Annotated in this window: 11 protein-coding genes; 4 read left to right on the top strand and 7 right to left on the bottom strand. The window is 58.5% G+C overall.

Annotated features, from left to right (window positions below; genetic code table 11):
- Positions 1–13: 13 nt before the first annotated feature.
- Together Q1W40_RS13395 and Q1W40_RS13400 are read right to left on the bottom strand one after the other, a co-directional pair.
- Complete coding sequence (locus Q1W40_RS13395; protein ID WP_300712891.1) at positions 14–1,099, bottom strand: phospholipase; 1,086 nt, start codon at positions 1,097–1,099, stop codon at positions 14–16.
- A 96-nt stretch (positions 1,100–1,195) separates the two neighbouring features.
- Positions 1,196–3,556: a Tex family protein gene (locus Q1W40_RS13400; protein WP_300712892.1), complete on the bottom strand. Its 2,361-nt coding sequence runs from the start codon at positions 3,554–3,556 to the stop codon at positions 1,196–1,198.
- A gap of 255 nt (positions 3,557–3,811) precedes the next feature.
- Here Q1W40_RS13400 and Q1W40_RS13405 point away from each other — a divergent pair, with 255 nt between their 5' ends.
- The 4 genes from Q1W40_RS13405 (at position 3,812) to Q1W40_RS13420 (ending at position 8,521) form a co-directional block, all read left to right on the top strand.
- A complete protein-coding gene (locus Q1W40_RS13405; RefSeq protein WP_300712893.1) occupies positions 3,812–4,168 on the top strand; it encodes a hypothetical protein in 357 nt (118 codons plus the stop codon).
- 112 nt (positions 4,169–4,280) lie between these two features.
- The gene (locus tag Q1W40_RS13410) at positions 4,281–5,018 is read left to right on the top strand and encodes a hypothetical protein (protein ID WP_300712895.1); all 738 of its coding nucleotides are present in this window, start codon (positions 4,281–4,283) and stop codon (positions 5,016–5,018) included.
- 21 nt (positions 5,019–5,039) lie between these two features.
- The gene (locus Q1W40_RS13415) at positions 5,040–5,690 is read left to right on the top strand and encodes a hypothetical protein (RefSeq protein WP_300712897.1); all 651 of its coding nucleotides are present in this window, start codon (positions 5,040–5,042) and stop codon (positions 5,688–5,690) included.
- Complete coding sequence (locus Q1W40_RS13420; RefSeq protein ID WP_300712899.1) at positions 5,687–8,521, top strand: YjbH domain-containing protein; 2,835 nt, start codon at positions 5,687–5,689, stop codon at positions 8,519–8,521. Before Q1W40_RS13415 ends, Q1W40_RS13420 begins: the two co-directional genes overlap by 4 nt.
- A gap of 40 nt (positions 8,522–8,561) precedes the next feature.
- Here Q1W40_RS13420 and Q1W40_RS13425 read toward each other — a convergent pair whose 3' ends face one another.
- The 5 genes from Q1W40_RS13425 to Q1W40_RS13445 are packed head-to-tail and all read right to left on the bottom strand — an operon-like array spanning position 8,562 to position 12,684.
- Positions 8,562–9,467 carry an SDR family oxidoreductase gene (locus Q1W40_RS13425; RefSeq protein ID WP_300712901.1) on the bottom strand — a complete coding sequence of 302 codons (906 nt, stop codon included), beginning with the start codon at positions 9,465–9,467 and terminating at the stop codon, positions 8,562–8,564.
- Positions 9,464–10,399 (bottom strand): glutathione S-transferase family protein, encoded by a 936-nt coding sequence (locus Q1W40_RS13430; protein WP_300712903.1) that lies wholly within the window; start codon positions 10,397–10,399, stop codon positions 9,464–9,466. Before Q1W40_RS13430 ends, Q1W40_RS13425 begins: the two co-directional genes overlap by 4 nt.
- Positions 10,400–10,409: 10 nt before the next feature.
- Positions 10,410–11,426, bottom strand: coding sequence for an NADP-dependent oxidoreductase (locus tag Q1W40_RS13435; RefSeq protein WP_300712905.1), 1,017 nt, complete (start codon positions 11,424–11,426; stop codon positions 10,410–10,412).
- 26 nt (positions 11,427–11,452) lie between these two features.
- Positions 11,453–11,875: a PaaI family thioesterase gene (locus Q1W40_RS13440; protein ID WP_300712908.1), complete on the bottom strand. Its 423-nt coding sequence runs from the start codon at positions 11,873–11,875 to the stop codon at positions 11,453–11,455.
- 17 nt (positions 11,876–11,892) lie between these two features.
- Entirely contained in the window at positions 11,893–12,684 is a 792-nt protein-coding gene (locus Q1W40_RS13445; protein WP_300712910.1) for an SDR family oxidoreductase, read from the bottom strand.
- Positions 12,685–12,712 lie beyond the last annotated feature (28 nt).

A 12,712-nucleotide genomic window follows, 5' to 3' on the forward strand; every position in this document is an offset into this window, starting at 1 on the left:
TATCCCAGCCTGATCACAAGGGCTGCAGTCGGGCCAGGTCGGGCTGTGCCAACCACTGGTCAAATTCATCGGCCAACTGCTCGCTGGCCTTGGCTGCAGCCGTCCACACCTTAACCCGCCCCGCCAAATCGCGGTCGTAGCTCATGAAATCCTTGCGGTCGGGCAGCTTGCCATTGGGCAAGGTTTTCACCCATTCGGGGTTGGGGGCCAGGACGATGGTGTTGTCCAAGAAGGCCGTCGCGCCATGGCGCCACTTGAGCGCTTTGTCGAGCCAGCCGGGCACCACGTTTTGCTGAAAGTGCGGGTACAGCACGATGGCGCGTTCGGGGCCATCGGTAGGGGCTGACCAGTTCAGGTGCAGGTGGTAGTCGGTGATGCCGCCGTCCCAATACGCGCCAGCGGGTGCACCGGGGATGTCGTGCACGGCTTTGAGCGCGAACGGGATCGAGCAACTCGCTTGCAACGCGAGCATGAAATTGCCTTCGGTCAGGGCCACGGCGCGGGTGCGGAAGTCTTGCGTGTCAAAGGGCAAGGCGGCGCTCTGCGCAGAGAACACCACCCGCTCCAGCCAAGCGCCCAGGGCACGGCGGCTCACGGCGTTGCTCAGATAAGCCCCGGCGTAACCCAAGGGCGTGGCCAAGAGGTGTTCGCGGTGCAAGACGTGCTGCCCGCGCGAGGTGACGATGTGCAAGCGGTAGCGTGGGTGGCTCAGCGCCTCTTGGATACGCCCGCCGTAAAAGGCTTGGAGGCTGTGGCCAAAGGCCTCGCTGACCTGCTGTGCAGTCACACGCTTTTGCCCCGGCAAAGGTTCGTAGTGCTGGTGGATGTAATCGTGCTCCAGGCGCTCGAAGGCACTCACGGGGTCGTTCAGGCAGGCGGTCGACATGCGCCACGCCCCAATCGACGCGCCCACCAAGTCCACTGGCTGCTGGCTCTGGGCCAACCACTCTCCAAAGATGAAGCGGTCCAGCGCCCCGAGGATCAGCCCTTTGGGGCCGCCCGCTGCGCCCGGAATCACCCCAATGTGCTCGGGCCGCAAGCCGTGTTCTCGGATATGGGCCAAGGCCTTGGGGCCAGCGTGGATGTGGAGGGCTTGCATGGGATCAGGTGTTCACACTGGATCGCCGCGTCGCTGCGCTCCTCGCGATGACAAGTCGATATGTCACTGCGAGCGCAGCGTGGCAGTCCAGCGGGCTCATTTTTTCAGGCCCTGCAGCTTGGCAAAGGCGCTGGCCATGGCCGAACCCGAGCCAGCGGCTGGTGGGGAGGTGTAGCCGCCACCGCCACGCTGCCGGTTGTCGCGCCCTGCCCCTTCAAACTTGTTGTCACGCGGGCCATCGCGCCTAGCAGGTGCTGCGTCCAGCTTCATGGTCAGGCTGATGCGCTTGCGGGCCACGTCAACTTCGAGCACCTTCACTTTGACGATGTCGCCGGTCTTGACCACCTCGCGGGCGTCGCTCACGAACTTATTCGCCAGCTGGCTCACATGCACCAGGCCATCCTGTTGCACGCCCAAATCGACAAACGCGCCGAACTGGGCCACGTTGCTCACAGTGCCCTCCAAGGTCATGCCTTCTTTCAGGTCTTTGATGTCTTCCACGCCATCGGCCAGGCGGGCCACCTTGAAGTCGGGGCGCGGGTCGCGGCCGGGTTTTTCCAGCTCGCCCAAGATGTCCTTGATGGTGATCGCGCCAAATTTGTCGTTGGCAAACAGCTCGGGCTTGAGGGTTTTGAGCACATCGCTGCGGCCCATGATCTCCTGAATCGGCTTGCCGGTTTTGACAATGATCTGCTCGACCACCGGGTAGGTTTCGGGGTGCACGCCCGTCATGTCGAGCGGGTTGTCGCCGCCGCGAATGCGCAAAAAGCCCGCGCTTTGCTCGAAGGTTTTGGCCCCGAGGCCAGTGACTTTGAGCAAATCTTGCCGCGTTTTGAACACGCCATTGGCATCGCGCCAGCGCACCACGGCCTTGGCCACGCTGCCCGACAGGCCCGACACGCGGGTGAGCAAGGGAACGCTTGCCGTGTTCAGGTCCACGCCCACCGAGTTCACGCAGTCTTCGACCACCGCGTCCAAAGTTTTGGCCAGCTCGCTTTGGTTCACATCGTGCTGGTACTGGCCCACGCCAATCGCTTTGGGGTCGATCTTGACCAATTCAGACAGTGGATCTTGCAGGCGGCGGGCAATGGAGGCCGCACCGCGCAGGCTCACGTCCACATCGGGCATTTCTTGGCTTGCGAATTCGCTGGCCGAGTACACCGACGCACCCGCTTCACTGACCACCACCTTCTGGATCTCAAGGCCATCCCGCAGGCGGGCCAGCTGCTTGATCAGATCTCCGGCCAATTTGTCGGTCTCGCGGCTGGCGGTGCCGTTGCCAATGGCGATCAGGTTGACGTTGTGCTTTTCGCAGAGCTTGGCCAGGGTGAAGAGTGAACCCTCCCAGTCCTTGCGCGGCTCGTGCGGGTACACGGTCGATGTGTCCACCAGCTTGCCGGTGGCATCGACCACAGCGACTTTCACGCCGGTGCGGATGCCCGGGTCCAGGCCCATGACCACACGGGGACCCGCAGGCGCGGCCAACAGCAGGTCGCGCAGGTTGTCGCTGAACACTTTGATGGCGACTTTTTCGGCTTCTTCGCGCAGGCGGGCAAACAGGTCGCGCTCGGTGGACAGGCTGAGTTTCACGCGCCAGGTCCAGGCCACGCATTTGCGGATCAGGTCGTCCGAGGGGCGGGCCGCATGGCTCCAGCCCAGGTGCATGGCGATCTTGCCTTCGGCGATGCTGGGTTTGCCGGGTTCGGGCTCGACCGGGAGAACCAATTTAGCGTCCAGCATTTCCAATGCACGGCCACGGAATACCGCCAATGCACGGTGAGAAGGCACGCGGCCAATCGGCTCGTCGTAGTCAAAGTAATCGCGGAACTTGGCCACGTCGGCGTTGTTCTCGTCCTTGCCGTCGGCCAGCTTGCTTTTGAAGAGGCCTTCGTTCCACAGCCATTCGCGCAGGGCTTGCACCAGCGAGGCGTCTTCGGCCCAGCGCTCACTCAGCAGGTCACGAACACCGTCCAGTACGGCCGCTGTGGTGGTGAAGTCGGCGCCTTCAATCGCGCCTGCAGCCAGCACAAAGTTGGCAGCTTCGGCATGCGGGTCGAGCGTGGGATCGGCAAACAGCTTGTCGGCCAGCGGCTCCAGCCCTGCTTCGCGGGCGATCATGCCCTTGGTGCGGCGCTTGGGTTTGTAGGGCAGGTAAATGTCTTCGAGTTCCTGCTTGGTGGGCGCGGCCTCGATGGCGGCGAGCAGTTCTGGGGTCAGCTTGCCCTGCTCCTGGATGCTCTTGATCACGGCAGCGCGGCGGTCTTCCAGCTCACGCAGATAGTCCAGTCGTGCTTCCAGTTCGCGCAGCTGGATGTCGTCCAGGCCACCGGTCACTTCCTTGCGGTAACGGGCGATGAAGGGGACAGTGGCACCGCCATCAAGCAGCTCAACGGCGGTGTTGACCTGATCAGGCCGTATACGGATTTCTGCGGCCAGTTGGGCCAGGATTTTCTGCATGCGCAATTCGGTAAAGAGAGACGAAGCGGGCAAGTTTGCCACAGTGCCCCTGTCGACTCCTGGAGCCCACTGCAGGCTTGTTTTCAGCCCTCAGTTACAAATTTTCGATTGAAATTCCAGAAAAATAATAATTAGATGCTAAAAATTTAACAGTTGTCGATTTGGTTGGTATTGACTGTTTAAGTCCGCTTATTTACATTAATTATCAATATTGACAATTCAAGTTGCAAAAAGCAACTGAGCGGAGGAATGAACATGAAAGCCACCAAGTCCGGTGCTCTGGCGCGCCTGTTGGGCATCAGCAGCCTGATCATCCTGACCACAGGCTGCAACACACTCCCCATGGAAGAGTATGCGCAGTTCAGTCCGGCCATCCCAAGCAAACGCATTCTGAATCAGGTGAAGGTCAGTTGGGAGGTGCGTGACGATGTAGCCGATTTTTGTGCCAAGGCCAAGGGCATGGGCAAGGAACAAGCGTTCCTGACACCGCCTGTTGCGTGCGCGATCTGGAACACCCCGCTCAAAGAATGCACAGTGGTCACGGGTACCCGCACATCTCATGTGGCTCTGGGACATGAAGTTCGCCACTGTTTTGAAGGCCACTTTCATTGAGAGGCAAGAGAACTTTCAAACAATATTTACATCTGAAAAATTTCTTTAGCATCTATTTCATTTTTTTTAGAGCTAGAATGAATTGGTTCTAGAACATCCTCAGGAGATCATCATGTCCAATCAAAACTATTTTGCTGCCAGCGCTTTGTTGGCATCCCTGTTGGCAAGCCAAGGCGCATTTGCCGGCATGGTCAAAGACAGCCATGGCAACGTTGGCTATGACACGCTCGCCGAATGCGATGCCGCTGTGAACGCTGGCACTGCCAAGTTTTATCAGCCTTTCACCAAAAAACCTGCAGTACTGCGTGCCGGTGAAACCCGCACCCAGGTGATGACCTTGAAAGATTTGGTGATTCCACAAGACACCGTGAAATCAATGAGCTACCAAGCCAACGACTACAAGCGCGGCGCTTGCGAAATCGGTCTCGGTCCCAAGGCTGGTCAAAATGGTGTCTCGCAGTCTTTGCAAGGTAAATATGTGCCTTACAGCCCAGACATGCCTGTGAACGTTTATTTCAACAAAATGGGCCAGCCAGTTCGTGCAACCATGAAGCAATGCGACAACCGTTTTGCCGCCAACATGCCACGCCCCATCCCACAGACACCTGTGGCGATGAAAGCAGCCGTTGCACCTGCTGCTAACGTGCCTGCGGCAACAGTCGCCACAGCACCTGCTGCTGTCGTGGCACCAGTTGCACCAGCACCTGTTTCAGCGGCCATTGGTGCAGCTCAGGGTTCATTGGGTTGGAAAGAAGCGCTGGGCGTTGCCGGTGTGTTGGCCGTTGGCGCAATTTTGGTCCACAACAACGGTGATACCGGCACAACTGGCACTACAGGCACCACTCGTTGATTGATTCCTGAAGTATTCAAGATGCACCTGATCAAGACCGGATTGGCTGTTTTAGCAAGTCTGTTCTTGTCAGGTTGCAGTTCTGGCATGAAAGCTGGGTTCATGACTCTGAAAGACGAAGTCATGCCCAGCCGATCGGATGTGCGAAAAACAGCACTTCAACCTGATTACCGTTACCTGCTGGTGGAAACAGACGGCCAAGAAGCCCTCATGGTCTGGATTGGCAATGAACCCCACAGACTCGGACAGGCCAGTGTCTGGGTCAGTTCAGACGGCGTGATCATTCGTCTCGTCAATGGCAAGCTTGTCGGGGTATCCGAGCCTCGCCGACACTGGCAATTGATTTCGGAATCCATCGTCACCTCGCCGCCCCCTGGTTCATCAATCACGCGGCTCACGCAAACGAGCGATGCTCAACCCGGCTATCGCATGGGGGTGATGCGTACCGTCGACCAAAAAGTTTTACCTGCAAGCGAGCAAGCCATGGCTTGGGTTGACCATTCTCTTGCTCTGCGCTGGCAGGAAGAGGTTGATTCAAATACAGGTGAGCGCACCGCTTTGTATGGTTTGAACAGCAGCAACCAAATTACAGCTGGACACCGTTGCATGAGTGCTCAATGGTGTTTGCGTTGGCAAACATGGCCGGCCAAAGCCTCTGATCCTCTTTTATGAAGTATTTTTTTTTGCCGTGTGTTGGTGCACTGATTTTTGTGGCGCCAGTGCTTGCCAATGCGCAAGACGCTAAACAGCTCACGGCATCCACGTCTGTCAAACTGTCTCCGCCCGCCGGATTGAGGCTTGGCGCATGGCTGACGCAAAACCACACCGCGCTTGCCGAATCGATGTATTGGCCAGGGACAATGTGGCTCAATACTTTGGAGGCAAACAAACAGTCATCCGACAAGAAACAATTGGTCAATGAACTGGCAAAACTTGCCGCGGGCAACACCGATGCAGCACCTCAGCTGGACAAGTTGACAGCACTGTTGTCTGCCATGCCGATCACCGGTCGTAAGCCCTTGTTGTTGCAGGATCCTTGGCTCATGCAAGCGCACAGTCACCTGGAGCCCGTCATCAGTGAGGGTGATAGCCTGCTCATCGCAGGTCGTACAGACCGCGTGCGAGTCATCAATGCAGATTCGCAATCTTGCGATGTTCCTGTGAAATCGGCCACCTGGGCCATCGATTACTTCCGTGCCTGTGGCATGGATTCCGAAGTCGACACCGCTTGGCTGATCCAGCCAGATGGGCAAGTTACCCGATTGGGTGTCGGCACTTGGAATCAACACGCACAAGAAGCGCCAGCACCTGGCGCGTGGCTTTGGGTTCCCCCAGTCATCGCTTCGCATGACTTGAGTGAGCGTATCGCCAAAATCATGTCCACTCAGGGTTTGGCTCAAGGGGCGGAACCTATGGCGCCACTTCCGAGCACGTCCGCCAACGAGCCCAAAGACTTGGCAATTTTCGCCAATGATTGGGGTGTGACAGGTTTGCTTCAAACCGCAACAGCCAGATCACCCAGTGCTGGGCATGTCGCGTTAACAGCCAACCGAGTCTGGCCTTACACCCACACCACTTTGGCCATCAGTCCATTTGACAGTCTGGAACTGGGTTTCAGATACACCGACATCGCCAATCGGCTCTACGGCCCTGACATCGCTGGAAATCAGTCATACAAGGACAAGTCATCAGAAATCAAATGGCGCATGCTCGAAGAAACGGCCTCTCGTCCCGCATTGGCAGTAGGCTTGCGTGACCTGGGTGGTACAGGTCTTTTTGCAGGAGAGTATTTGGTCGCTTCGAAGCGCTGGCAAAACTTGGATGTGAGCATGGGCCTTGGCTGGGGCTATCTAGGCTCACGTGGCAACTTGGGCAATCCATTGGGTTTTCTGGGCCAAAGGTTCACAACAAGACAAAACAGCACTGTTGGCTCAGGCGGAACTGCCCAACTTTCTCCTCTGTTCACGGGACGAACAGCGCTGTTCGGCGGCGTCCAATGGCAAACACCCATCCCGCAATTGGTCGTGAAAGTTGAAGTCGACGGCAACAACTACAAAAACGAACCTTCCAACAATGACGTGGGCGGTGCTCGCTCACCATTGAATTGGGGTCTTGCATGGCAAAACGGTCCGTTGAGCCTGAGCGTGGGCTACGAGCGCGGCAAACAGTGGATGCTGGGGCTCTCATTGAGCACCGATCTGACCAAACTCACGCAGTCCAAACGCAGCGAACCAGCCGCTTGGCCAGTCAAACGAGCAGCGCAAATAGCGCCTTCTCATTTTTCCCCCTCTGTGATGGGGACATCTTCCGCTGCATTGACGCCAAGTCCTGCTGTGGCAGGTGCCATTGAGGCCCAAACGGGTTGGCTTGTTCGTGATCTGCGTCAGGAAGAAAACACTTGGATCGTTGAACTTGACAATGTGCAAGGCTTTTCATTACCTGAGCGAATTGATCGCGGCATGAGCGTTGTGCATGAAACGGCGCCCGCACATGTCCGTTCAGTACGTTTTGTTTTGATGCAGCAAGGAGTTCCAGTCAGCAGTCGATTGATCGACAGGGGCACTTGGGCTGACACCCGTTATGCATGGCGGGGACAATCGCCCAGCCATGCTTCTGTACACGCACCAACCGATCTGACACCAACCGCAGAATCATCCAACAGAAAACCCTCAGCCAGCATGGGACTGGGTTACCAGCAACATCTGGGTGGCCCCGATGGTTATTTGTATTCGCTGAATGCGACCACAGAGGGGCAATGGCCTTTGTGGAAAGGCGCCTGGGTCCAGGGTACATTGAAGGCCCGCTTGGTCGACAACTATGAGAAGTACCACTACACCGCACAAAGTGACTTGCCGCGGGTCAGAACACTGGTGCGTGAGTACTTGACCAAGCAACGCGTCACCTTGCCCAACGCTCAGCTCAACCAATTGAACCAATGGGGTGACAGCGTGTACAGCTTGGTTTATGCCGGCGCGTTGGAGTCGATGTTTGCAGGCGTGGGTGCAGAGGTCATGTGGCGACCTGCAGGGAGCCAGTTGGCTCTTGGCGCCGACATGAACAAGTTGGCCCAAAGAGATTTTGACCAGCGCTTCAGTTTGCGGGATTACCGTGTCAACAGTGGTCACATCACCGCGTATTGGGACACGCGATGGAAAGGGGTCGAAGCCAAGCTGATGGTCGGTCAGTATTTGGCTGGCGACAAAGGTGCCACATTGGAAGTCTCAAGACGCTTCAAAAATGGGACCAGGATGGGGGCTTGGGTGACCAAAACCAATGTGTCCTCTGCAAGTTTTGGTGAAGGCAGCTTTGACAAAGGTGTGTTCTTTTCGATTCCCTTTGATGCTTTCCTGACGGCGTGGTCAACCCAAACCATGAGCTTCACCTGGCAACCGCTGATCAGGGATGGCGGTGCGCGCCTGAACAAAGCACAGACCTTGTGGAACTTGACCAACAGCCGCGATGAGCGCGAATGGTCCAGTGAACCAGCCAGGTTCAGCAAGTGAAGCTGAGCTGGGCGATTTGTAGATCGCCCGGCACCCGAGCTCAAGAAGCTCGTAAGGCTGCGCGCAATTTTTCGCCTACATCAGGGCGAGCCTCAAACGGGTCAGGTGGGTTAAGTCCCTGCACAATGGCTTCCATGCGGCTTTGCACATTGCCCAAAGCATGTGGGTGGCTGTAGATATAAAACTGGCCCGAGGCCACCGCGTCAAACACCTTCTGGGCCACATCCTGGGCTGAGACCTTGCCACTGCCTACCGCCTTGTCGGTTTGCGCCTGACCTATCAATTGACTGGCCGTTGGCTTGTCCGCAGCCAGTGCAGATGGACGATTACGTTCGCTTTGGCTGATGCCTGTGGCCACAAAATAAGGACACAGGACACTGGCGCTGACCTGGTCGCTCACCAACTGCAAGTCCTGGTACAGGGTTTCGGTCAGGGACACCACCGCATGTTTGCTGACGTTGTAGATGCCCATGTTGGGCGGCGTCAGCAAACCCGCCATGCTGGCGGTGTTGACGATGTGGCCACGGTAAGCCGGATCGGCCTTGGCGGCTTCGAGCATCATGGGGGTGAACAGGCGCACGCCGTGCACCACGCCCCAGAGGTTGACGCCCAGCACCCATTCCCAGTCGGCCACCGAGTTTTCCCAGACCAAGCCCCCTGCCCCCACGCCCGCATTGTTGAACACGAAATGTGGTGCGCCAAAGCGCTGCTTCACATCGGCGGCCAGCTGTTCCATGGCCTGGGCGTTGGACACATCGACCTTGCGGGCCAGCACCTGAACGCCTTGGGCCTTCATTTCAGCTTCGGCCTTGTCCAGCGCGTCTTGCTGCACATCGACCAACACCAGGTTCATGCCCAGCTTGGCGCCAATGCGGGCGCATTCCAGCCCGAAGCCCGAGCCTGCGCCGGTCAGCACGGCGGTTTTGCCTTGAAAGTTGTCGATCATGCGGCTGCCTTTTTGAGTGTGAACCCGACGCGCGGGAAATGAACATGAACCGTGCCCGCACGCTCATCGCTGCGGCGCAAGGTGTAACGGGTGCGGGTGGCGGCGATCAGCTCACCTTCGGTCGGCTCAAGACCAAAGTTGTCGGCAGCGATCACCACTTGACTGCCCAGCGCGATGCCGTGCTCGTCCTGGAAGACCTCGCCCTGCACTACCGCAGGTGTTGAACTGCGGGCGGTTTGCAAGGCTTCTTCTGCGCTGCATTTGCTGGGCGTGCCGTGGCCAATGGCCTTCATGCGGACCATCCAGCTTTTGACTTCGGGCGTCGCATCCAGAATGCCCGCCAAAGCTGGCGTGCGTTCTTGCGTGAACCACAGCGGGTGGTAAGCCGCAAAGTCGGCCACGCAAGGCTGGGCACCGAACAAAAAGTCTTGCCCATGCAGCATGTTGGCAATGCGGCGCAGGTAGCTTTTGTAAGTGGCGGCGGCATCGGTGGAGGACATGCGCGCAGCGCCACTGCGCATGGCGGCGCGGTCGGCCACAAAGGCCTGCACGACCTCAGCCGGTGCGCCCGCAAAGACCTGCGCCACGCCAGCGGGCTGAAAGTTATACGCCATGACTGCGGTGAACAAGGCACTGTCGGCCCACTGCGCCACGATGCGCGCCGCGCCTTTGACGGCTTCAGGGTAGATCGTGGGCTTGGGCGCCATGTGCTCCAGCACGTCGCAAATGAGCGCGGTGTCGCAGTAAATGTCCGCGCCGATCTGGAGCACCGGGGTTTTGCGGTAACCGCCCGTGAGCGCCGTCAGATCGGGCTTGGGCATGATCATCGGGATGAACACGCTTTTCCAGGCCAACTGCTTGTGGCCCAGAATCAGACGGACCTTTTCGGCAAACGGCGAGGTCGGGTAATGGTGGAGGATCAGCTCGGACATGTGGCTCGCCTCAGATCAGCTTGACCAGTTGTTTGCCGAAGTTTTTACCCTTGAGCAGACCGAGGAAAGCCTCAGGCGCAGCAGCCAGGCCTTGCGCGACCGTTTCGCGGGGGCGCAGCTTGCCGGTGCCCACCAAGGTGCCCAACTCTTGCAGGGCCTCGGGCCAGACTTCCATGTGCTCGCTGACGATGAAGCCTTCGATCTTCATGCGGTTGATGAGGATCAGCGCCGGGTTGCTCATGGGCAGCGGCGCGCCATCGTAGCCAGCGATCATGCCGCACACGGCGATGCGTGCAAACGCGTTGGTACGCAGCATCACGGCGTCGAGCACCATGCCGCCCACGTTTTCAAAGTGGCCGTCAATGCCGTTCGGGCAAGCTTCGCGCAGGGCTTTGGACAATGAGATGTAGTCCTTGTGTTCCTTGTAGTCGATGCAGGCGTCAAAGCCCAGCTCCTTGACCACGTAGTCGCATTTGTCTTTGCCACCCGCGATGCCCACCACGCGACAACCACGTGCCTTGGCCAGCGCGCCGTAAGCGCTGCCCACCGCACCGCTGGCGGCGCTCACGGTCACGGTTTCGCCAGCTTTGGGGTTGATGATCTTGACCAAGCCATACCAGGCGGTCACGCCGGGCATGCCCACCGCGCCCAAGTAGTGCGACAGCGGCACATGGGTGGTGTCTACCTTGCGCAGGGCGCCGATCACGTTGGCATCGACCACGCTGTACTCCTGCCAGCCGCCCATGCCGACCACCGAGTCACCAGCTTTGAATTTGGGATGACGGCTGTCCACCACCTCACCCACGGTGCCGCCAATCATGACTTCGCCCAAGGGCTGGGGCACGGCATAGCTCTTACTCTCGTTCATGCGGCCACGCATGTAGGGGTCCAGGCTCAGGTAATGGTGGCAAACCAGCACTTGACCGTCTTTGAGTTCGGGCAATGGCAGCTCGACCATTTTGAAGTTGTTCACAGTGGCTTCGCCTTGCGGGCGGTTGTCCAGAACGATGCGGTGGTTGATGGGCATGTGTGTCTCCAGTGAATTTGAAAGCGTTAATCGGTGGAAGGCGAAGGGGATTGGCGGCGGCTCACGTATTTGAAGGTGCCGGTGGCGTGGGCGCACAGCTGCCCTTGGGCATCGAACACACTGCCCTCGGTGAAGGCCATGCTGCGGGTGCGGTGTTGCAAGTGGCCTTTGCCCACCAGCGCTTGTCCGGCGGGCACTTTGGCGGGGCGCATGAAGGTGGTTTTCATCTCGATGGTGACCACGCCCATTTCTGGGTCTACGCTGCGCGCAGCAGTGGCCATGATCACATCCAGAAAAGTCATGACCGCACCGCCGTGCGTGACATCGAATGAATTGAGATGTTCGGGTCGTGGCGCGAAATGCAGCTCGGACTCGCCGCCTTCAAATTTCTCCAGAGAGAAACCCAAATGGTCAACGAAGGGAATCTTGGCGCCGAAAGGGATGCTCATGCTCAAGGACTTTCGCATCAGCCGCCGATGATGGCGCTCACGCCACCATCCACCGCCATCCATTGGCCTGTGATGTGCTTGCCTGCGTCCGAGGCGTAAAGCAAGGCCAAGCCTTTGAGGTCTTCGTCATCGCCCAATCGGCGCAGCGGTGCGCCTTTGGCCATGTTGTCTGCGCCCAATTTTTCCAACAGGCCATAGGTCATCTTGCTGGGGAAAAAGCCGGGACAAATCGCGTTGACAGTGATGCCATGCTCGCCCCACTCACCTGCCAGTGCTCGGGTGAAGTTGACCACCGCACCTTTGGAGGTGTTGTAGGCAATCGTCTTCATCTCGGACGGGTTGCCAGCCAAACCCGCAATGGAGGCCACGTTCAGGATGCGGCCTTTTTTGCGCGGGATCATGCAGCGCTTGGCCACTTCCTGCGACAAGATGAAATAGCCGCGCACGTTCAGGTTCATGACCTTGTCCCAGGCCTCGACCGGGTGCTCTTCGGCGGGCGCGCCCCAGCTGGCACCGGCGTTGTTGACCAGGATGTCGATCGGGCCCATGCGTTCGATGGTCTCTGCCGCCAGACGGCGAATGTCTTCTTCTTTGCCACAATCGGCAGCGATCCAGCGGGCGTCGATGCCTGCAGCTTGCAACTCGGCGGCGGCCTCTTCCAGATCGGCTGCTTTGCGTGAGCTGAGCATGATCTTGGCGCCCGCCTCACCCAGCGCATGGGCCATTTGCAGGCCCAGGCCGCGCGAGCCGCCGGTGACCAAGGCCACTTGGCCGGTCAAATCAAAAAGTTGTTGGACTGTGCGTGCCATGTCGGGGCTCCTTTGAAAATGGAATGTG

Origin of the sequence: Limnohabitans sp. (assembly GCF_030158565.1) — a bacterium.
In the GTDB taxonomy this organism is placed as follows: Bacteria; Pseudomonadota; Gammaproteobacteria; order Burkholderiales; family Burkholderiaceae_C; genus Limnohabitans_A.

Excerpts from the sequence above, each read along its gene's own strand:
- Q1W40_RS13445 (WP_300712910.1), bottom strand. The coding sequence starts at position 12,684 with ATGGCACGCACAGTCCAACAACTTTTTGATTTGACCGGCCAAGTGGCC.
- Q1W40_RS13395 (WP_300712891.1), bottom strand. The coding sequence starts at position 1,099 with ATGCAAGCCCTCCACATCCACGCTGGCCCCAAGGCCTTGGCCCATATC.
- Q1W40_RS13415 (WP_300712897.1), top strand. The coding sequence starts at position 5,040 with ATGCACCTGATCAAGACCGGATTGGCTGTTTTAGCAAGTCTGTTCTTG.
- Q1W40_RS13435 (WP_300712905.1), bottom strand. The coding sequence starts at position 11,426 with ATGCCCATCAACCACCGCATCGTTCTGGACAACCGCCCGCAAGGCGAA.
- Q1W40_RS13410 (WP_300712895.1), top strand. The coding sequence starts at position 4,281 with ATGTCCAATCAAAACTATTTTGCTGCCAGCGCTTTGTTGGCATCCCTG.
- Q1W40_RS13425 (WP_300712901.1), bottom strand. The coding sequence starts at position 9,467 with ATGATCGACAACTTTCAAGGCAAAACCGCCGTGCTGACCGGCGCAGGC.
- Q1W40_RS13400 (WP_300712892.1), bottom strand. The coding sequence starts at position 3,556 with ATGCAGAAAATCCTGGCCCAACTGGCCGCAGAAATCCGTATACGGCCT.
- Q1W40_RS13420 (WP_300712899.1), top strand. The coding sequence starts at position 5,687 with ATGAAGTATTTTTTTTTGCCGTGTGTTGGTGCACTGATTTTTGTGGCG.
- Q1W40_RS13405 (WP_300712893.1), top strand. The coding sequence starts at position 3,812 with ATGAAAGCCACCAAGTCCGGTGCTCTGGCGCGCCTGTTGGGCATCAGC.
- Q1W40_RS13430 (WP_300712903.1), bottom strand. The coding sequence starts at position 10,399 with ATGTCCGAGCTGATCCTCCACCATTACCCGACCTCGCCGTTTGCCGAA.
- Q1W40_RS13440 (WP_300712908.1), bottom strand. The coding sequence starts at position 11,875 with ATGAGCATCCCTTTCGGCGCCAAGATTCCCTTCGTTGACCATTTGGGT.